We start from the raw sequence: 19978 nt of genomic DNA on the forward strand, positions 1-19978 counted from the left end.
GGCAGCACCGGGACCTCCGGGGTCTCGTCGATACGGGTGATCGCGTAGCGTACCGGCAGGATCGGCAGGCCGCGGCGCGTGCACCAGCGGCAGTCGTTGAGGCCGAGACCGGCACAGGTGGCCTGCTTGATCCAGGCGTCGAGCTGCGGGACATCCATTGTCTGCGTCCCTCACGTTCCATGAAGAGGGCGAATCAGCGCTAACGGGCGCGCCTGACGGCAGCAGGCGTGTGATCGCGCCCGCTAGCGGGGACTGCGGTGCAGGCAGGGCCCCACGGCGGGGCGCGGCAGGTATCGCTCATGTCTGGCCACCTTCCCTGGAGGCAGGTCATTATCCGCTCCCTTCCCCGGTGACGGTCGGCGTTCTTGCGACACCCGTCCGGGCACCGGAGCGGGATCAGGTTGCCTCATGCGGCGTGAAATTCCAAGACCGCTGCGCCGAAGGAAAATCCCGTCACGGCAGCATGTCGTACCACCGTCCGGCCCTGTCCGGCGCGACAGCTACGCCGGAACACACGGCGCCGACAGCAAGTGGATAACAGCCCGCCGATTGGCACCAGGCAACAAAAAACCCCGGCAGGGGGCTAATCCTGCCGGGGTCCACGGGAGACGAGAACGGACGTCGCGCGTCAGTTCTCACCCAGCACGGCGGCGTGCATCACCTCCGCGCCGGTGTCCTGCTCACGTACGTGGTTGTCGATGAGGAACTCCCAGCCGTGAGCCGCGGTCAGGCTGTACGACACGGCCCTGTCCTGCTCCGGTTGGGCCTCGGCGAAGTAATAGCCGCTCGCCGGGGCGGGCGGTCGGTGCTGCGGTTGCTGTTGCATGCTCAATGCCTCATTCAATGCCGAAATTTCATAAAAGTCCTGATGAGTCAAGACTAACAAGTGTTTACCGGCATGTGGACAGGAAACATTGAGACGCAAAGGACAAACGCATGTGCCTCAATGGCACAAATAAGGTGGAGCGCCGGGCGTAGCGTCCGGCCCTGCGGGCCCGACGCGCTAGCCACGCAGGCCTAGGACGTCCTCCATGTCGTAGAGGCCGGGCTCGCGTGCCGCAACCCACTCCGCCGCGCGCACGGCACCCTTGGCGAAGGTCATCCGGCTGGAGGCACGGTGGGTGATCTCGACGCGCTCGCCTATGCCGGCGAACATCACGGTGTGCTCGCCGACGATGTCCCCGCCGCGGATGGTCTCGAAGCCGATGGTGCGGGCGTCCCGTTCCCCCGTATGACCCTCGCGGCCGTAGACGGCGCACTCGTCGAGGTCCCGGTCCAGCGCATTGGCAAGCACCTCGCCCAGACGCAGCGCCGTGCCCGAGGGGGCATCCACCTTGTGGCGGTGATGGGCCTCAATGACCTCGGTGTCGAAGTCGTCGCCGAGCGCCCGCGCCGCCATGTCGACGAGGCGCAGACACAGGGTCACGCCGGCGCTGTAGTTTGCCGCGTACATCACCGGGATCTCCGCCGCGGTCTCGCGGATGCGCCCGCGCTGCGCCTCCGAATGCCCGGTGGTGCCGATCACCATCGCCCGGCCGGCGTCGCGGCAGATCGCGAGGTTGGCGTCAGTGGCCTCGGGCAGGGTGAAGTCGATGAGCACGTCGAAGCGGTCCGCCACCACGGCGAGGTCGTCGCCGAGGGTCACGCCGAGGCGGCCGGCGCCGATGAGCTCGCCGGCGTCGGTACCGATCAGGCTGCTGCCCGGCCGGTCCACCGCCGCCGCCAGGGTCAGGTCCTCGCGGTCGATCGTGGCCTGAATCAGGTTCCGCCCCATGCGCCCGGCGGCGCCGACGATGCCGATCCGTGTCATGACGTTCCCTCCGGTCCGGCGCTAGAAGCGCATGTTCTCGAAGAAGGACTTCACCGAGTCCAGCCAGGAGCTGCCGCGGGGATTGTGCTTCTCACCACCATGTTCCAGGGTCTCGGCGAGCTCCTCGAGCAGCTCGCGCTGGCGGGCGGTGAGGTTGACCGGCGTCTCCACGTTCACCCGGCAGAGCAGGTCCCCCGCGGGACCGCCGCGCACGGGCTTCACGCCCTTGCCGCGGATCCGGAAGGTCTTGCCCGACTGGGTGCCGGCGGGCACGCGCAGGTTCACCCGGCCGTCCAGGGTAGGTACCTCCAGCTCACCGCCCAGCGCCGCCGTGGGCATGGCCACGGGGATGTCGCAGCGCAGGTCCGCACCGTCGCGCTTGAAGATCGGATGCGGCTTGACCGCCACCTGGACGTAGAGATCGCCGGGCGGACCGCCGTTCTCGCCGGGCTCGCCCTCGCCGTTGAGGCGGATGCGGTCGCCGCTGTCGACACCGGCGGGGATGCGCACGGACAGGGTCTTGGACTCCTGCACGCGCCCCTTGCCGCCGCAGCTCTTGCAGGGATCGGTGATCACCTTGCCGGCACCGCGGCAGCGCGGGCAGGTCTGCTGGATGGAGAAGAAACCCTGCTGCACGCGCACGTCGCCGTGACCGTTACAGGTCGGACAGGTCTCGGGCTGGGTGCCCGGCGCGGAGCCACTGCCGCTGCACGCCTCGCACTCGGTGAGGGTCGGCACCTCGATCTCCGTCTCGGTGCCGAAGACCGCGTCCTCGAGGTCCAGCTCCAGGGTGTAGCGCAGGTCGGCGCCGCGGAACATGCGGCTGCCGCCACCCCCGCCGCCGCCGAAGATATCGCCAAAGACGTCGGAGAAGATATCCGAGAAGCTGGCGCCCCCGCCGCCGAAGCCGCCGCCGCCCATACCCGCATTCGGGTCGACGCCGGCGTGGCCGAACTGGTCGTAGGCCGCACGCTTCTGCGAATCGCCAAGGACCTCGTAGGCCTCCTTGACGTCCTTGAAACGCGCCTCCGCATCCTCGTCACCCGGATTGCGGTCCGGGTGATACTTCATCGCCATGCGGCGGTACGCCTTCTTGATGTCGCCGTCCGAGGCGTTGCGCGAGACGCCCAGGACCTCGTAGTAGTCGCGTTTCGACATGGTTGCGTTGTACTCGGCCGTTTCGTGTCTGGTCACTCTCCGGCGGGGAGTATACCGGTTAGGGTCCGCTCACCCCACGCCGCGAACGAAAAGGCGCAGGATGCCGGCCACACCCTGCGCCCGTGAGAACCGCCGGGGGCGCGCCACGCGCCCCCGTGCCGGATCACTTGCGCTCGTCGTCCTTGACCTCCTCGAACTCGGCGTCGACCACGTCGTCCTGACTGGACGAGGTGCCCTGGCCGCCGGAAGAGGCCTGCTCGCCGCCGGCGGTCTCGCCGCCCTGCTCGCCCTCGTTCTGGTAGAGCCGCTCGGCGAGCTTGCCGGAGACCTCGGACAGGGCCTGGGTCTTGGACTCGATCGCCTCCTTGTCGCTGCCCTTCATGGCCTCCTCGAGCTCGGAGATCGCGTTCTCGACCTCGTTCTTCTCATCCTCGGTCACCTTCTCGCCCAGGTCCTTCACGGACTTGCGGGCCGCGTGGATGAGATTGTCGGCCTGATTGCGGGCCTCGACGAGCTCGCGCGCCTTCTTGTCCTCCTCGGCGTGCTGCTCGGCGTCCTGCACCATGCGATCGATCTCGTCCTCGTTCAGGCCGCTGGAGGCCTTGATGACGATGGACTGCTCCTTGCCGGTGCCCTTGTCCTTGGCCGAGACGTTGAGGATGCCGTTGGCGTCGATGTCGAAGGTGACCTCGATCTGCGGCACACCCCGGGGCGCCGGCGGGATGTCCTGAAGGTCGAACTTGCCGAGGGACTTGTTGTCCTTCGCCATCTCGCGCTCGCCCTGGAGGACGTGGACCGTCACGGCGTTCTGGTTGTCCTCGGCGGTGGAGAACACCTGATTCGCCTTGGTCGGGATGGTGGTGTTCTTCTCGATGAGCTTGGTCATCACGCCGCCGAGGGTCTCGATGCCGAGCGACAGCGGGGTGACGTCGAGCAGCAGCACGTCCTTGACGTCGCCGCCGAGCACGCCGCCCTGGATCGCCGCACCGATGGCGACGGCCTCGTCCGGGTTGACGTCCTTGCGCGCATCCTTGCCGAAGAAGCCCTTCACGGCCTCCTGGACCTTGGGCATGCGCGTCTGGCCGCCGACGAGGATCACGTCGTCGATGTCGGAGGCGGACTGGCCCGCGTCCTTGAGCGCGGTCTTGCAGGGCTCGAGGGTACGCTCGACGATGTCCTCGACCAGCGACTCGAGCTTCGCCCGGGTCAGCTTCAGGTTGAGGTGCTTCGGCCCGGTCTGGTCCGCGGTGATGTAGGGGAGATTGATCTCCGTCTGCTGGCTCGCGGACAGCTCGATCTTCGCCTTCTCCGAGGCTTCCTTGAGGCGCTGCATCGCCAGCCGGTCGCCGCCCAGGTCGATGCCCTGGTCCTTCTTGAACTCGGCGATCAGGTAATCGATGATCGCGCGGTCGAAGTCCTCGCCGCCGAGGAACGTGTCGCCGTTGGTGGAAAGCACCTCGAACTGGTGCTCGCCCTCGACCTCGGCGATCTCGATGATGGAGATGTCGAAGGTACCGCCACCGAGGTCGTAGACGGCGATCTTGCGGTCACCACCCTTCTTGTCCATGCCGTAGGCGAGCGCCGCCGCGGTGGGCTCGTTGATGATGCGCTTGACCTCGAGACCGGCGATCTTGCCCGCATCCTTGGTGGCCTGACGCTGGGAGTCGTTGAAGTACGCCGGCACGGTGATCACCGCCTCGGTGACCTCTTCGCCCAGGTAGTCCTCGGCGGTCTTCTTCATCTTCTGGAGCACGCGCGCGGAGATCTCCGGCGGCGCCATCTTCTTGTCACGGACCTCGACCCAGGCGTCACCGTTGTCCGACTTGACGATCTTGTACGGCATCTCGCGGACGTCACGCTGGACGACGTCCTCCTCGAAGCGCCGTCCGATCAGGCGCTTGGCCGCATACACGGTGTTCTCGGGGTTGGTGACCGCCTGCCGCTTGGCGGCGGCGCCGACGAGGACCTCGCCGTCCTCGGTGAACGCAACGGTGGACGGCGTGGTGCGCTCGCCCTCTGCGTTCTCGATGACCCGGGTCTGGCCGCCCTCCATGACGGCGACGCACGAGTTCGTGGTCCCCAGATCGATGCCGATGATCTTACCCATAATGCAACAACTCCTTCCGGATTCCTGTCACCCCCGGCACCCGGGAGCGGTCTGTTTTCGGTCTACGCCCTGAAGTGAGGTCGTACCGTCGTGTTTCAAGCCTGCTCGTCGACCTGATCGCCCTGGCCGCCGCCCGAGGCCGCCCGGGAGACGATCACCATCGCCGGCCGGAGCAGACGATCGCCGAGCAGATAGCCCTTCTGCACCACCTGCAGCACCGTGTTCGGCTCGTGCTCGCCGGATTCCTGCGCCGCCATGGCCTCGTGACGCGAGGGATCGAACTTCTCGCCAGTCGGCTCCAGCGCCTGGATGTCGAACTTCTCCATCGCCTGCTGGAGCATGCGCAGGGTCAGCTCGGAGCCCTCGCGCAGCTTCTCCACGTCCGCGCCCTCTTCCTGGGCCGCGTTGACGCCCATCTCGAGGCTGTCGCGCACCGCGAGCAGCTCGCCGGCGAACTTCTCCACGCCGTAGCGCCGAGCCTGCTCGACGTCCCGCTCGGAACGCCGGCGGATGTTCTCCATCTCGGCACGCACGCGCAGGAGCTGGTTCCAGTTTTCCTCGGCCTTCGCCTGCGCCTCCTCGAGCTGGGTCCGCAGGGCCTCGACCTCGTCCGTCGGGGCGCCCCCGCCTTCGCTCTCGGGCCGGGCCCCGGCGCCCGTCTCCGTCTCGCTCACGGCCTCGGCGGACGTGGACGCCTGGGACTCGTTGCGCTCTTCCTCTGTCATATGGTGTCTCCGTTCAGGACGACTGTGCTGTCACGATAGGTATCCCGATTCCGACGGGCCATGCGTTCACGGCCCACTCCGGGACCTATGCTGGGGTTCAGGAATTGGGATTCAAGGCGTGGCCGAGCAGACGCGCGGTCACGTCGACGATCGGGATCACCCGGTCATAGTCCATCCGCGTCGGCCCGATCACGCCGAGCACGCCCAGGACCTCGCCCTCGGCGCGATAGCTGGAGGTCACGAGGCTGACGCCGTCGAAGATCTCGTAGCCCGACTCCTCGCCGATGAAGATCTGCACGCCGTCCGCACAGAGACAGCGGTCGAGCAGGTGCAGGATATCGCGTTTGCGCTCGAACGCATCGAAGAGCTCCTTGAGCTTGTCCACGTCCGAAAGCTCGGCGAAGGTCATCAGGTTGGTCTCGCCGGCGATCACGTAATCCTCGTCGTCGGCCTGTTCGTCGGCGAACAGCCGCTGAGCCACATCGATGACGGAGGTCATCAGCGAGTTCATCTGCTCGCGGTCCGCCTTCATCTGCTCCAGCAGCAGCTCGCGGACCGAGCCGATCTCGCGCCCGGCGTACTCGGCGCTGAGGTAGTTGCTCAGGCGCTGGAGCTCGGCGGCGGAGTACTCACGCTCGGTGTGGATGACGCGGTTCTGCACGTCGTGGTCGTTGAGCACGAGTATGGCGAGCACCCGGCGCTCCGAGAGCGGCAGGAACTCCACGTGCCGGAGCGTGCCGCCGTTGCGCCGCGGCAGCGTCACCACACCGGCGAGCCGGGTCAGCCCGGAGAGCAGCGTCGAGGCCTTGTCGACGAGCTCCGAGGTCCCGCCGTCGCGCTCGAGCTGGACGCTGAGCTGACGCATATCGGAGGCGTCCATGGGCTGGACCGTGAGCAGCGAGTCCACGAAGAAGCGGTAGCCGAGATCGGTGGGCACCCGGCCGGCGGAGGTGTGCGGCGAGCAGATGAACCCGGCCTCCTCCAGATCAGCCATGATGTTGCGCACCGTCGCCGGGCTGACATCCAGACCCGACTGGCGCGTAAGCGTGCGCGACCCCACCGGCTGACCGCTGCGGATATAGAGCTCCACGAGCGCCTTGAGCAGGCGCTGGGCGCGGGGGTTGAGCTGCGTTTCTCCCGTCCGACCGACCATGCGCTTCCGTTCGACCCTGCAAGGGGCAAATCGAGTGAGGTCACGAGTTGGCACTCCCGGGCCGAGAGTGCTAAGCGAAGCTATCAACGCCCGCACGAGCTGTCAACGCGCCCATCGCCGCACATTGGCCCGCCCCCGCGATCATGCTACGGTCGCGCCAATCCACGCGACAGGCCTCCCATGCAGGTATTCAGCACTATCGGACTCACCGGCAAGCCCGACGACGCCGGGGTCAGCGACACGATCCAGCGCATCGCCGACCACCTCCACGGCCGCGGCTGCACCGTCATCATCGACGGCCGGACCGTTCCCGCCCACGTCGCCGCCGACTGCGAGCGCACGGGAACGACGCCCATCGCCGAGCGCGTGGACCTGCTCGTCGCCATCGGCGGCGACGGCACCCTGCTGACCGCGGCACACGAGGTCGCCGGCTCCGAGGTGCCGATCCTCGGTGTCAACCGCGGGCGCCTTGGCTTCCTGGTGGACGTCTCCCCCGGCGACTTCGCAGAGATCGACAAAGTCCTGGAGGGGCAATACACCGCCGACGACCGCATGATGCTCTCCGCGGAGCTCCGCGACGGCGAGGGCCGCGTGCTCGATGCCGGGATCGCGCTCAACGACGTTGTCCTGCACAAGTGGCACACGGCGCGGATGATCGAGTTCGAGACCTGGATCGACGGGCAGCTGTGCAACCAGTACCGCTCCGACGGGCTGATCATCTCCACCCCCACGGGTTCCACCGCCTACGCCATGTCCGGCGGCGGCCCCATCCTCCACCCGGACGTGGACGCAATGGCGCTGGTACCCATATGTCCACATACGCTGTCGAACCGCCCGCTGGTCATCGGTGCCGGCTCGCACATCGAGATCCGCATGCCCGGCACCCAGATGGCGCAGATCCGGCTGAGCTGCGACAGCCAGAAAAACCTCGAGCCCGTGCCCGGCGCGAGCGTACACATACGCCGCCACGACGCCCCGGTGCACCTGCTCCACCCGCCGGGCTACCAGTACTTCGACATCCTCCGGGCGAAGCTGCGCTGGGGTGACGGCCACCCGGTTTGATGTACCCTGAGGGCTGCGTCGCGACCGCACGCGCAGGGATCAGGACGGGAGGCGAATGCTACGCCACATCCACATCCGCAACTTCACCATCGTCGACCGCGCCGACATCGAGCTCGACGGCGGCATGACCGCACTCACCGGCGAGACCGGCGCCGGCAAGTCCATCCTCCTCGATGCCCTGGGCCTGTGTCTCGGCGACCGCGCCGGCAGCGGGCTCATCCCCGAGGGCGCGGACCGCACAGAGATCAATGTGCAGTTCGACGTTGCGGACAACCCGGCGGCGAAGGCGTGGCTCGACGAACAGGACATGGCCGAGGACGACGAGTGCCTGCTGCGCCGCGTACTCCACCGCAGCGGCCGCTCCCAGGCCTGGCTCAACGGCCGGCCCGTGCCCCTGCAGCAGCTCGAACGCCTGGGCCGCCACCTCGTGGACATCCATGGCCAGCACGCCCACCAGTCGCTGATGCGCCGCGAGGTCCAGCGTCAGATCCTGGACGACTTCGGCGGCTACGCCGACGCCCTCGAGACCGTGCGCGAGGCCCACCGTCACTGGCGCACCCTGCGCGATGAGAAGCGCCGGCTCGAGGGCGGGGGCGAGGACTATGGCGACCGCCTGGAGCTGCTGCGCTTCCAGGTCGAGGAGCTGGAGGCGGTGGTGACCACCGCCGAGGACATCACCGCCCTGGACGCGGAGCAGCGCCGGCTCGCCTCGGCGGGCACCCTGATCGAGACCTGCCAGGCCGCCCTCGCCGCGCTCTACGACGACGATAACGCCATCCAGGGCCAGCTCGGCGGGGTCACCCGCGAGCTCGACTCGCTGAACGACCCGGGCCTCGAGGGCGCCCGGGAGCTGCTCGCCAATGCCCAGGTCCAGCTCGAGGAGGGCTGCCAGGAGCTGCGCCACTTCCTCGACGGCCTGGAGGTGGATCCGGAGCGCCTGGAGTGGGTCGAGCAGCGGCTCTCCACCCTCACGGACCTCGCCCGCAAGCACCGCGTGCGCGCCGAGGAACTGCCGGAGCGGCTGGAGGCCCTGCGCGAGGAGCTCGCCGGGCTGGAGAACGCCGAGACCCGGCTCGCCGAGCTCGACCGCGAGCTGGCCGAGGCCGACACCGCCTACCGCGAGGCCGCCGCGGCGCTGTCCGGTCACCGGGCGGACGCCGCGGGGACGCTGGCCGGGCGCATCAACGGCTTGATCGGCGAGCTCGGCATGGCCGCCGCGGAGATGGTGGTGGACGTGGGCCACGACGCCGACGCCACGCCGTCCGCCCACGGCCTGGACGAAATCGCCTTCACCGTGCGCACCAACCCGGACCAGCCCTTCGGCCCCCTACAGCGGGTGGCCTCCGGCGGCGAGCTCTCACGTATCGGCCTGGCGCTGGCCGTGGCGACGGCGGACGTCAGTCGCATCCCCACGATGGTCTTCGACGAGGCGGACACCGGCCTCGGCGGCGCGGTGGCGGAAGTGGTGGGTCGCAAGCTCCGCGAGCTCGGCGCCGGTGCGCAGGTGCTGTGCATAACACACCTGCCCCAGGTGGCGGCCCAGGCGCATCACCAGCTGCAGGTGCAAAAGGACATGGACGACGGGCGCACGCGCACCCATATCACTATTCTCGAGCCCGAGGAGCGCACCCGCGAGATCGCGCGGATGCTGGGCGGGGTGGAGATCACCGAAAACACGCTCAACCACGCCCGCGAGATGCTCGAGCGCGCGAGCGCCTGAGCCCCACGTGCACCGACACACGGGGGCGCCCCGGGCAACACGGCGGAACGTCCGCGGCCGTGCGAACGCCCCACCGCGGGGCGGGGTTCTACCCCTGCGCCGCCTCCCGGCACTGCGCGCAGCGGCCGTAGAGGATCAGCGAGTGGTCGGTGAGCTCGAAGTCATGCTCCCGGGCGACCGCCTTCTGGCGCTCCTCGATGGTCTCGTCGACGAACTCCTGGATCTGACCGCACTCCACGCAGACCATGTGGTCGTGGTGGCTGCCCTCGTCCAGCTCGAAGACCGCCTGATTGCCCTCGAAGTTGTGCCGTTTGACGATGCCCGCGGCCTCGAACTGCGTGAGTACGCGATAGACGGTGGCCAGTCCGATGTCCGCCCCGGCGTTCATCAGATGCCGGTAGACGTCCTCGGCGGAGAGGTGCTCCTCGCGGTTGCCCTCGAGGATCTCGAGGATCTTCACCCGCGGCAGGGTTACCTTGAGGCCGGCCTTGCGCAAGTCTTTGGACTCCAAAACGCCTCCCGATGCGCTCGTGTCAATGTAGCGGTGGCTGAGTTATGATGCGCGCTCGTCACTGCCTGAGATTGAGGACGGCAACCGTGCGCGTATTGCCAATAGTATACATTAGCGCCTTGCTGCTTGGCGGCTGCAGCGTCAGCGATCTGCCGATCGTCTACCAGCCGGATCTCCAGCAGGGAACGGTGATCGCCAAGGAGGACGTCGCCCAGCTGCGCCCGGGGATGAGCCGCGAGCAGGTCCGATTCCTCATGGGCACCCCCAGCATCGACGATCCCTTCCACGCCGACCGCTGGGACTACGTCTACTCCTACCTCCCACGGGGCGACGGGTTCGACGAGCGGAGCGAGAAGCGGCTGACGTTGTATTTCGACGACAACGGACTCACCCACGCCGAGGGGGCCTACATCGAGCCCGGTAATCCGCTCAACAGCGGGAGCTGAGCCCGGTCATCGCCGCGCGCCGGCCCGCCGGCGCCGCATCTCCTTCGGATCCACCTGCAGCGCCCGGTAGATCTCCACACGGTCGCCGTCGTGCAGCGCGTGATCCAGTGCCACCGGTGTGGCGAACACCCCCACCGTCTGGCGCGCAAGATCGATCTCGGGAAAACGCGCACGGACCCCGGAGGCCTCGATCGCATCTCCGGCAGTCGCCGGGGACGGCAGCGTCACCGGAATCAGCACCTGCACGTCGGGCCGGGCATAGGCGACCTCCACACGCAGCCGCCCCGGGGCCGCCCCCTCACGCGTCGCCATAGACCTCGCGGGCCCGCTGGACGAAGGATTCCACCAGCGTGTTGGCGACCTGGGTGAACACCCGCCCGAAGGCCATGCCGAGCAGCCGTGAGGAGAACTCGAACTCCAGCTCCAGCGACACCCGACAGGCGTTCTCGTCGAGATCGCGGAACTGCCAGTAGCCCTGAAGGTGACGGAACGGGCCCTCGACCAGGCGCAGCTCGATCATCTTGCCCGGCTGGCGCCGGTTGCGGGTGGTGAAGGACTTCTCAAAGCCCCCCTTGGAGAAGACCAGCGTGGCCTCGACCGTATCCTCGTCGCGATAGAGCTCGCGGCTCGACTTCACCCACGGGAGAAATCGCTGGTAGGCGTTGACGTCGTCCACCAGCTCGAACATCGCCTGTGCGGAATACGGGACCATCGCGGAGCGCGAGACCGTCGTCATTGTCCTCCCCTGTTCTGATTCAGCCGACCCGGAACCCGCTGGCTTCCACGCCGATCACCACCAGCGCCGCGGGCGCCACAAACCTTACCAAAAAACGCCACACCGGCGCCGCCGCCCCGCGGCGTAGCGCGATGCGCACGCTCTCCGGCGAGAGCACCCAGCCAGCGTAGAGCGCGACGCCGAGCCCCACCAGCGGCAGCACCACCGCCGCCACGCCGCGGTTGAGGGCCTCGAACAGGCCCATGCCTCCGGCCACCGGCAGCTGCCAGCGCCCGGGCATTCCGAGGGTGAGCAGCGGCACCAGCCCCAGTACCCAGACGACGACACCCACCATCGCCGCCGCCATCGGCCGATCGCGCCGCGGCGAGGCACTCAGCCACGCCACCGCCGGCTCCATGAGCGCGCAGGTGGACGTCCAGGCCGCCAGGCTCAGCGCCGCAAAGAACAGCACGCCGAGGTAATCGCCGCCGCTCATGCCGCCGAAGACCACCGGCAGCGTCTGGAACGCCAGCCCCGCACCACCACTCGCCGACAGGCCCCCGTTGAATAGCGCGGGCAGGACCGCGAGCCCCGCGAGCACGGCGAACAGCGTGTCCATCACCACCGTCGCCACCGCCGGGAAGATCACCCCGCCCCGACAGTACGCACCGAAGGCGATCATCACCCCGGCACCCAGGCTCAGCGTGAAGAAGGCGTGCCCCAGCGCGGCAAGTACCGCCTCCACCGTGACCGCCCCCCAGTCCGGCACGAACAGGAACGCCAGCGCCGCCGGCAGTCCGGGCGATTCCCACTGCGCCGCCACCAGCGCACCGAGCAGTACCGCGAGCAGCGGCACAAACCAGCGCGCGGCCACCTCTATGCCGTAACGCACGTCCCGCCCGGCGACCAGCACCGCGGCGCCGATGAACAGCGTGTACCAGCCCAGCAGGGCCTCGCCGTCATGCACCAGCGCACGGAAAAGCCGCGCGGCGGCCAGGGTGTCCAGCCCCTCGAAGCTCCCGCCGGCGGCCCGGAAAATGTACGCCAGCGACCAGCCGCCGACGATGCCGTAGACCGGCAACAGGAGCACGCCCGCCGCCACCGAGGCGACGCCGATCACGCCCCAGGCCCGGGAATGGCCCTCGCGTATCGCGAGCCGCCCGAGCCCCCGTGGCGCGGCCACACCGGCTCGCTCGCCGATCACCAGCTCCGCGATCATCAGCGGCAGGCCGAGACCGGCAAGACAGAGCAGATACAGCAGCAGGAACGCGCCGCCCCCGTACTCGCCCACCAGCCAGGGGAAACGCCAGACATTGCCGAGCCCGACGGTGGCGCCGACGAGGAGCAACGTCACCCCGCGCCCGCCCGCCGGCCGTGTAAACCCTGTTGCCACCGCGTCCTCCCGACTCGGACCAGCCGGTATTGTCGGCACTGCCCGCCGCCCCGGCAAGCTCGGGCGTTGGCGCAGGCCGGGCGGACGATTAGAATGTCCGCGTGAGCAAGAAAGCAGGCAAGAAAAAGTCCACGGGTGCCGACAACGTCATCGCGGTCAATCGCAAGGCGCGGCACGAGTTCTTCATCGAGGACACCATGGAGGCGGGCATCGCCTTGGAAGGCTGGGAGGTCAAGAGCCTTCGCCAGGGGCGGGCCAACCTCACGGAGGGGTACGTCCTGCTGAAAAACGACGAGGCGTGGCTCATCGGGGCGAACTTCCCGCCCCTGCCCACGGCGTCGACGCACATCCACCCCGACCCGATCCGCACGCGCAAGCTGCTGTTGCACCGCCGCGAGATCGACCGGCTCATCGGCGCTACCGAGCAGAAGGGCTACACCGTCGTGCCGCTGGACCTGCACTGGAAGCGGGGCAACGCCAAGCTCACGGTCGGGCTCGCCAAGGGCAAGAAGCAGCACGACAAGCGCGCGGACAAGAAGGAGCGCGACTGGCAGCGCGACCGCGCGCGTATCCTCAAGCACAACGTGTGACGATATCGGGGCTCGCACGGAACTCCGCGATGCCCTAGACTGTCATAGCTCATGAACAGGGGGCGACTTGGCTTCGACGCGGGTCGCAAAACCTCAGGTGCATGCCGAGGACGTCACTCAACCTCGTAAAACATGTGGCAGCAAAGATAGTTGCCAACGACGACAACTACGCCCTCGCGGCCTAAATAACCGCGAGCGGTCGGCATCCGGTCTCCCGTGGCCGATGTTCGACCGGCATAGCACACGGGATAGCGCCTCGGACCGCCCGGATCCGTTGCGCGAAACCTTGACGGGATCGCCGACTGCACGCCCTGTCCGTCGGGTGGCAGCCGGCTAAAAATAATAGACGGATCTAAGCATGTAGACCCTGGGGCGGAGGTCCCGCGGACGCGGGTTCGATTCCCGCCGCCTCCACCAAAATCTCGAATAGAAACAGCGGCTTAAAGCCGCTGTTTCTTTTTCTGCCTGATGATTTTCCGACTCCCTCCCGGCACTCCGGTGATAGAGGCCCGGCATGTACGTACCGCGTGAGCCGTTTATCATTAGCCCTCGAATAGCTGCCACAAGGATCAATGCGCATGACCGGCGAACCCACCCGCCAGTCCGAGACGCTGCGTCCGAACGCCCTGCTCACCTTCGTGATGGCGGTGGCGTGCGGCGTGGCGGTCGCCAACATCTACTACGCCCAGCCGCTGCTCGACACGTTGGCCCGTGACTTCGGGGTCTCCCGGGGCACGGCGGGGCTGATCATCACCATGACCCAGCTCGGCTACGCTGCCGGGCTGATCCTGCTGGTACCGCTGGGGGACCTGCTGGAGCGACGACGGCTGATCACCGTGGTGTCGTTCGGTACCGCCCTCGCCCTGGCCGGCACGGCACTGGCCCCGGGGATCGGGATTTTCATCCTGTGCGCGCTGGCGACGGGCGTCACCGCCGTGGTCGCACAGATCCTCGTGCCCTTCGCTGCGCACCTGGCGAGCGACGCGGAGCGCGGCCGGGTGGTTGGCCGGGTGATGAGCGGGCTGCTGCTCGGCATCCTGCTCGCGCGGGTCATCTCCGGCGGCATCGCGGACGCCTTCGGCTGGCGCACGGTCTTCGCCCTGGCCGCGGCGCTGATGGTGATCCAGGCGCTGGTCCTGGCCCGGCTGCTGCCCCGCGAGCGCAGCCACAACCGCATGTCCTACGGGCGGCTGCTGCTCTCCGTGCTGACCCTGATGCGCGAGGAGCCGCTGCTGCGCCGGCGCATCTTCTACGGCGCCATGGTCTTTGCGGCCTTCAGCGCCTTCTGGACAACGATGCCCTTCCTGCTTGCGGGCGCGCCGTATCACTACAACGACTCGGTGATCGGCCTGTTCGGCCTGCTCGGCGTGGCCGGCGCGCTGTGCGCCAACCTCGCCGGCCATCTCCATGACGGCGGCCGCTCCCGCGCCGGTACCGGCAGCTTCCTGGCGATGATCGCGTTGAGCTTCCTGGTGATGGCGATGTTCGCGGAGCAGCTGGTGGCCATCATGGTGGGGATCATCCTGCTGGACCTCGGCGTGCAGGGCACGCAGATCCTCAACCAGAGCGCGATCTACCAGCTCCGCCCGGAGGCCCGCGGGCGCATCACCACCGCGTACATGACCTGCTACTTCCTAGGCGGTGCGGCGGGTTCGGCGGCCGCCGCCTACCTGTACGTGCTCGGCGGCTGGACCGGGGCCTGTGCCCTGGGCGGCGCCTTCGGTGTGCTCGGCGTGCTGTTCTGGCTGACGGAGTTCCGGCCCGGCACGGCCGCACGGGCCGCGAGCGTCTGCGCGCAGCGCTGATCCCACCCGGGACTCACAAATCGCGGAAATAGCCCACCATGCGCTCACGCCCGGACGTGTCGGGCAACGCACCATGGGCGGCGCCGACGTTGTCCGCGGCGTGGGCCGGATCGCTGGTGGCGGGAATGGCGCAGGTCACCGCCGGGTGCGAGACGATGAACTTCAGGAAGTACTGCGCCCAGCTGGAGGCCCCGACCTCCCCGGCCCACGCGGGCAGCGCCCGGCCGCGCACACGGCGGAACAGCGTACCCCGCTCGAAAGGCTCGTTGACCAGCACCGCCACGCCGCGGTCCGCCGCGGCCGGGAGCAGACGCTGCTCCGCGTTACGCTGGACGATGTTGTAGTTGAACTGGACGAAGTCGATGGGCTCGCGCTCGACGATCCCGGCCAGCTCCCGGTGCATGTCGCTGCGGTAGTGGGTCACGCCGATGTAGCGCACCCGCCCCGCCTCCCGCCAGCGCCTGAGGGTATCGAGCTGGGTGCGCAGGTCGACGAGGTTGTGTACCTGCACGAGCTCCAGCCGGCCACCGCCCATGCGCTCGCCGGAGCGCTCCATCTGGGCAATCCCGTTCTCGCGGCCACGGGTCCAGACCTTCGTGGCCATGAACAGCTCGTCGGCGATGCCGAGCTGCCGCGCGAGCGCCCCGACCACCGCCTCCGCGTGACCGTACATGGGCGAGGAGTCCACCAGTCGCCCGCCGCCCTCGAAGAACCGGCTCATCACACCCTGCAGCGGCGCCATCGCCGCCGGATCACCGGGGTCCACGTCGAAGGTACGGGCCGTTCCGAGCCCGATGACGGGGATGCGCTCAGCGCTGGCCGGGATCGACCGGCGGATCAACGGCCCCGTCGCCGCCCGCAGCCGGACCGGGCCGAATACCGCCACGGCCCCCGCGGCCGCCGACCACCCGAGGAAGCGCCGTCGGCTGATGCCGCCATCAGGCGCTGATCGACTCCGTCGCCGGCTCATCACCCACCTCCAGGCGCGCCTGTCGCGCCAGATTGCCCTGTATGACACCCAGCCGGTAGCCGATCGCCGCCCAGATCAGACCGAGCGGCGCAGCCACCACGGCGATGCCCGCCACGCCCAGCCCCAGCGCTCCAAGCGCCGTGTACACCCAGCCCGCCAGGGCGTCACCGCCCCGATAGACCACCGTATCGATGAAATTCTTGCTCTTGTATTTCTGCATCCGCGGTACGACGGTGAACAGCATCTCGCGCCCCGGCCGCGCCACGGCATAGTTGCCCGAACGCCGCAGCACCTGGAAGACCACCAGCACGGCCAGCACCGGCAACGCCGCGAGCACCAGGAACCCTGCAGCCACGATCAGCGGCACCAGCGCCAGCGCCCGGCCCAGGCCGATACGGCGGACCAGACGGCCGGTAACGAAGAGCTGCACCCCCACCGTCAGCGCGTTGGTGGCAAGGTCCATGGCGGCGAAAACGCTGGTACGGTCGCCGGTGTCCGCGAACGCGCGCTCGACGATGGTGGCCTGGGCAAAATAGAGGAACGTCGCCAGGGTCGTGTACAGCCAGATGAAGGCGCAGATGCCGAGAAGATAGCGCGATCCGGCAACGGCACGGACACCTTCGAGCACCCTGCCGCCCAGGGCCTGTTCGCTGCCGTCCCCCCGCAGGCCGCCGTCGTCGCGGCGGTACGACCACCGGTTGAGGGCAGCCATGCACGGCAACGTCAGTGCCAGCACGCCCGCCGCCAGCGGAAGCAGCGCATGCGGCTGAACCATCTGAACCAGTACGGCCGTCAGCCCCGGCCCCAGAATGGCCCCCGCGCTGCCGCCCGCCGCGATGGCGCCGAACAGCCGCGCAGCCTGGGCGTCGTCGAACAGGTCGACCATGAAGCTCCAGAACACGGAGACGACGAACAGGTTGAATACCGAGAGCCACACGAAGAACGCCCTCGCCCCCCAGGCCATACCCCAGTCGGAGCGCAGCCACAGCCAGAAGCCGAGGATGCAGGCGATGAAGATGCCGTAAACCGCGGGGATCAGGACGCTACGCCGGAAGCGCGCTGCCAGCGCCGCAAACACCGGCACCGCCAGCAGCATGGCGACGAACGTGGCGGTGAACAGCCACTGCATGTGCTCCACCCCGCCGCGCACCCCCATCTCGTCGCGTACCGGCCGCAGGATGTAGTAGCTGCAGAGCAGGCAGAAATAGTAGAGGAATGCCGCCGCCAGGCCCGGCAGCTCCCCGCGCCGGAACAGCAGCACCCGCGCGAGAAGCCGCGCCTGAGGGGCGCCACCGGGTTCGTCGGCCATCGCCACGCTGCCTCGGCCACGCGAAGGATCGTTCATCCAGCATAGCAGCCGCCCGCTCCGGCAACGCCGGCACCGGCCACGCGGCAATGGGCGAACGGGATCACCGGTATGGCGGCGGGCGCGTCCGCGTTAGTAACCTTGGGGCATGAACCGGAGAGTGAACGGAAACGCGACGATGAACGACGGCGACGGTGTGACGCGCCTCCCTGCGCCGCTGAGTGCCCCGGTCGGCACCGGAGGGACGGCATGACGGAGGACCATCGACAACGCAGCCCGGCCACGGCACGGAACCGCGAGCCGATCCTGGCGGTACTCCGGGAGACGATCCCGGAACGCGCCCGCGTGCTCGAGGTGGCCAGCGGCACCGGCGAGCACGCGGCGTTCTTCACTGCCGCGATGCCCGGCTGGACGTGGCAGCCCAGCGATCCGCAGCCGGCCGCTCTGGCGTCCATCAGGGCCTGGCGGCCCTACGGCGGCGACGGCCTGCTCGTGCCGCTGGAGCTGGACGTCACCGCCGAGTGGCCGGTGGCCGGCCCGCTGGACGCGCTCGTGGCCATCAACCTGATCCATATCTCGCCCTGGCGGGTCACCGAGGCGCTGATGGCCGGGGCCGGCCGTCTCCTCGCCGACGGCGGTGTTCTGGTGCTCTACGGGCCCTACCGGGAAAACGGAGAACACACGGCGTCGAGCAACGCCGCCTTCGACGCAGACCTCCGCGCCCGCGATCCGCAATGGGGCGTCCGCGACCTGGAGGCGGTGACAGAGGCCGCGGCGGTGCACGGCCTGATGCTAGAGCAGCGTCACGCGATGCCCGCCAACAATCTCACCGTCGTCTTCCGCCGTTCCGCCGGGACCGGCTGACCCGCCGCGGCGGGACCGGCTCAGTCCGCGGCGCCGGTCAGCCCGTCACTGCTGCGCAGCGCCAGGTGGACGGGCGGAGCCATTTTTCCACCGTCACCGCTCCCGCGCGTCTGCGTCTCAGTGTCGGCGACCCGGCGGCGGTCACGCACGGTCTCGAAGGCGGACGCCAGACGCGCCAGCGCCGGGCGCTCGTCCGGATGTGCGAGCGCCAGGGAGAACGGCGTAATCGCCCGGTGGTAGGCGGCGAGCTGACCGTCCGGAACGGAGGTGCCGTCCGGCAGCGCGACCTTCAGGGGGTCGTGGGGCGTGCCGTTGACCCGGATCTCGAAATGCAGGTGCGGCCCGGTGGCCTCACCGGACTCGCCGACGTAGCCGATCACCTGCCCCTGGTGCACGTGGGTCCCGCTGTGCATCCCCTTCGCGAAGCGGTGCAGGTGCCCGTAACGCGTGGCGTACGGCCCGAAGTGCCGGATCTTCACCAGCCGGCCGTACCCGTGGCTGTGCCCGGCGAAGGTCACCGTCCCGTCCCCCGCGGCACGGATCGGTGTGCCGATGGGCGCGGCGAGGTCCACCCCGTGATGGGGGCGATAAATGTGCAGGGTCGGATGCCAGCGCCGCTCGGTGAACGGCGAGCTGACCCGGGTATAGTTCACCGGCGTGCGCAGCAGCGACGGCGACAGCGACTCGCCGTCGTCGTCGTAGTAGTGGATGTCCCCGGCATCATCCTCGTACCGATAGGCCTCCAGCGTGTGGCCGCGGTTGGTCAGGCGGGCGGCGAGGACGGGCCCGGTGCCGATTCGCCGGCCACGGGCGCTGCGCTCCACGTAGGCGACGGAGAAACGCGCCCCGCGCCGGAGATCCCGGCGGAAATCGACCTTCCAGTGGAAGATCTTCGTGAACACGGCGGCGACGCCGGCCGGCACCCCGGCACCGGCCATGGCCCCGGACAGCGATCCATTGACCTGGCCGGCCGCGACACGCACGGCATAGTGCACCGGGGCCTGCTCAATATGCGCATCGACGCCGTTCGCCCCGGCCGTCACCACCAGCGTGCGCTCCGGCCCGGGCTCGTAGCGCAGCCCTGCAAAGTCGCCCGACGGGGTGGTATGGAACGAGACCTGATCCCCGGGATGAAGCGTGGCCATGGTCCGTTTCGCGAGACCGTCGTCCAGGACCCGTACGAGTACGCCGGCCCCGAAGCCGGCGCGCTCGAACAGCGCCGAGAGGGTATCCCCCGGCTGGACACGGTAATCGGACCATCGGGGTGTCTCCGTAACGCGCATCTCCGCCAGCGGCGGCGGCGGGGGATCACCGCTCAACGGCCCCGCATCCGCCGGGGCCATGGCGGGCTCCGGCGTACCGGCATCCCCGTCTTCAGCGGTGAAAGGCTCCGGCTCTGTCGCCAGGACCGTTTCCGTATCCCCGACCGTCGCCCGGGCATCGGCGTGATCGAGCAGCCGGTGCGCCGCGAAGAGTCCCGCGAGGGAGGCAAGAGTCAGGTAGGCCGCGATACGAATGCGCCGCGAAGGACGCCGGGAGCCGGGAAATGACGCCATGTTTCATGCCAGTTCGGTGTTCGGTTGCGCTGCCGGGCACGGTGACCGGGGTGCCGTTGTGCCCGCCCGGAAGCCGCGTCACCATAA

General features: G+C 68.8%; 19 protein-coding genes and 1 other RNA gene. 7 read left to right on the forward strand and 13 right to left on the reverse strand.

Features of this window, described 5'->3' with window-relative positions:
- Positions 1 to 628: 628 nt before the first annotated feature.
- From ACEZHJ_RS10770 to hrcA, 6 genes are all read right to left on the reverse strand, one after another.
- On the reverse strand, positions 629 to 826 hold the full coding sequence (locus ACEZHJ_RS10770; RefSeq protein ID WP_163143861.1) for a hypothetical protein: 198 nt from the start codon (positions 824 to 826) through the stop codon (positions 629 to 631).
- Between the two features lie 177 nt (positions 827 to 1003).
- Positions 1004 to 1810 (reverse strand): 4-hydroxy-tetrahydrodipicolinate reductase, encoded by an 807-nt coding sequence (dapB, locus tag ACEZHJ_RS10775; RefSeq protein ID WP_375036494.1) that lies wholly within the window; start codon positions 1808 to 1810, stop codon positions 1004 to 1006.
- A gap of 21 nt (positions 1811 to 1831) precedes the next feature.
- Positions 1832 to 2968: a molecular chaperone DnaJ gene (gene dnaJ / locus ACEZHJ_RS10780; RefSeq protein ID WP_163140466.1), complete on the reverse strand. Its 1137-nt coding sequence runs from the start codon at positions 2966 to 2968 to the stop codon at positions 1832 to 1834.
- Between the two features lie 163 nt (positions 2969 to 3131).
- Complete coding sequence (gene dnaK / locus ACEZHJ_RS10785) at positions 3132 to 5075, reverse strand: molecular chaperone DnaK (protein WP_163140464.1); 1944 nt, start codon at positions 5073 to 5075, stop codon at positions 3132 to 3134.
- 95 nt (positions 5076 to 5170) lie between these two features.
- The gene (grpE, locus tag ACEZHJ_RS10790; RefSeq protein WP_163140462.1) at positions 5171 to 5800 is read right to left on the reverse strand and encodes a nucleotide exchange factor GrpE; all 630 of its coding nucleotides are present in this window, start codon (positions 5798 to 5800) and stop codon (positions 5171 to 5173) included.
- Between the two features lie 97 nt (positions 5801 to 5897).
- Positions 5898 to 6953 carry a heat-inducible transcriptional repressor HrcA gene (gene hrcA / locus ACEZHJ_RS10795; RefSeq protein ID WP_163140459.1) on the reverse strand — a complete coding sequence of 352 codons (1056 nt, stop codon included), beginning with the start codon at positions 6951 to 6953 and terminating at the stop codon, positions 5898 to 5900.
- A gap of 180 nt (positions 6954 to 7133) precedes the next feature.
- On the opposite strand from hrcA, the gene ACEZHJ_RS10800 reads away from it, so the two are divergent.
- Positions 7134 to 8015, forward strand: a complete 882-nt coding sequence (locus tag ACEZHJ_RS10800; RefSeq protein WP_163140458.1) for an NAD(+) kinase — start codon at positions 7134 to 7136, stop codon at positions 8013 to 8015.
- Positions 8016 to 8070: 55 nt separating this feature from the next.
- Positions 8071 to 9735 carry a DNA repair protein RecN gene (gene recN, locus ACEZHJ_RS10805; protein WP_163140456.1) on the forward strand — a complete coding sequence of 555 codons (1665 nt, stop codon included), beginning with the start codon at positions 8071 to 8073 and terminating at the stop codon, positions 9733 to 9735.
- Between the two features lie 88 nt (positions 9736 to 9823).
- Here recN and fur read toward each other — a convergent pair whose 3' ends face one another.
- Positions 9824 to 10246 carry a ferric iron uptake transcriptional regulator gene (gene fur / locus ACEZHJ_RS10810; protein WP_163140454.1) on the reverse strand — a complete coding sequence of 141 codons (423 nt, stop codon included), beginning with the start codon at positions 10244 to 10246 and terminating at the stop codon, positions 9824 to 9826.
- Positions 10247 to 10332: 86 nt separating this feature from the next.
- Here fur and ACEZHJ_RS10815 point away from each other — a divergent pair, with 86 nt between their 5' ends.
- A complete protein-coding gene (locus ACEZHJ_RS10815; RefSeq protein WP_240466258.1) occupies positions 10333 to 10692 on the forward strand; it encodes an outer membrane protein assembly factor BamE in 360 nt (119 codons plus the stop codon).
- Between the two features lie 6 nt (positions 10693 to 10698).
- On the opposite strand, the gene ACEZHJ_RS10820 is transcribed toward ACEZHJ_RS10815, so the two are convergent.
- Genes ACEZHJ_RS10820 through ACEZHJ_RS10830 form a run of 3 tightly spaced genes read right to left on the reverse strand, consistent with a single transcriptional unit; the run spans position 10699 to position 12800 of the window.
- On the reverse strand, positions 10699 to 11004 hold the full coding sequence (locus ACEZHJ_RS10820; protein WP_163140450.1) for an RnfH family protein: 306 nt from the start codon (positions 11002 to 11004) through the stop codon (positions 10699 to 10701).
- Positions 10991 to 11428 carry a type II toxin-antitoxin system RatA family toxin gene (locus ACEZHJ_RS10825; RefSeq protein WP_163140448.1) on the reverse strand — a complete coding sequence of 146 codons (438 nt, stop codon included), beginning with the start codon at positions 11426 to 11428 and terminating at the stop codon, positions 10991 to 10993. The genes ACEZHJ_RS10820 and ACEZHJ_RS10825 overlap by 14 nt, the downstream gene beginning before the upstream one ends.
- A 19-nt stretch (positions 11429 to 11447) precedes the next feature.
- Entirely contained in the window at positions 11448 to 12800 is a 1353-nt protein-coding gene (locus ACEZHJ_RS10830) for a sodium-dependent transporter (RefSeq protein WP_259202418.1), read from the reverse strand.
- Positions 12801 to 12901: 101 nt separating this feature from the next.
- On the opposite strand from ACEZHJ_RS10830, the gene smpB reads away from it, so the two are divergent.
- The 3 genes from smpB to ACEZHJ_RS10845 all read left to right on the forward strand — a co-directional run bounded on the left by smpB (position 12902) and on the right by ACEZHJ_RS10845 (position 15195).
- Positions 12902 to 13390, forward strand: coding sequence for an SsrA-binding protein SmpB (smpB, locus tag ACEZHJ_RS10835; RefSeq protein WP_163140445.1), 489 nt, complete (start codon positions 12902 to 12904; stop codon positions 13388 to 13390).
- A gap of 58 nt (positions 13391 to 13448) precedes the next feature.
- Positions 13449 to 13807: a transfer-messenger RNA gene (gene ssrA, locus ACEZHJ_RS10840) on the forward strand.
- A 161-nt stretch (positions 13808 to 13968) separates the two neighbouring features.
- Positions 13969 to 15195 (forward strand): MFS transporter, encoded by a 1227-nt coding sequence (locus tag ACEZHJ_RS10845; protein WP_259202420.1) that lies wholly within the window; start codon positions 13969 to 13971, stop codon positions 15193 to 15195.
- Between the two features lie 13 nt (positions 15196 to 15208).
- Here the strand turns inward: ACEZHJ_RS10845 and ACEZHJ_RS10850 are convergent, their stop codons facing one another.
- The gene (locus ACEZHJ_RS10850; protein WP_375036495.1) at positions 15209 to 16165 is read right to left on the reverse strand and encodes an aldo/keto reductase; all 957 of its coding nucleotides are present in this window, start codon (positions 16163 to 16165) and stop codon (positions 15209 to 15211) included.
- On the reverse strand, positions 16134 to 17474 hold the full coding sequence (locus tag ACEZHJ_RS10855; protein WP_375036496.1) for an NTP/NDP exchange transporter: 1341 nt from the start codon (positions 17472 to 17474) through the stop codon (positions 16134 to 16136). Before ACEZHJ_RS10855 ends, ACEZHJ_RS10850 begins: the two co-directional genes overlap by 32 nt.
- 246 nt (positions 17475 to 17720) lie before the next feature.
- On the opposite strand from ACEZHJ_RS10855, the gene ACEZHJ_RS10860 reads away from it, so the two are divergent.
- Positions 17721 to 18335 carry a DUF938 domain-containing protein gene (locus tag ACEZHJ_RS10860; protein ID WP_375036497.1) on the forward strand — a complete coding sequence of 205 codons (615 nt, stop codon included), beginning with the start codon at positions 17721 to 17723 and terminating at the stop codon, positions 18333 to 18335.
- A 20-nt stretch (positions 18336 to 18355) separates the two neighbouring features.
- On the opposite strand, the gene ACEZHJ_RS10865 is transcribed toward ACEZHJ_RS10860, so the two are convergent.
- Positions 18356 to 19891, reverse strand: a complete 1536-nt coding sequence (locus ACEZHJ_RS10865) for a M23 family metallopeptidase (RefSeq protein WP_259202424.1) — start codon at positions 19889 to 19891, stop codon at positions 18356 to 18358.
- Positions 19892 to 19978: the final 87 nt, after the last annotated feature.

It is taken from the genome of Arhodomonas sp. KWT2, assembly GCF_041949875.1.
GTDB classification, from domain to species: domain Bacteria; phylum Pseudomonadota; class Gammaproteobacteria; order Nitrococcales; family Nitrococcaceae; genus Arhodomonas; species Arhodomonas aquaeolei.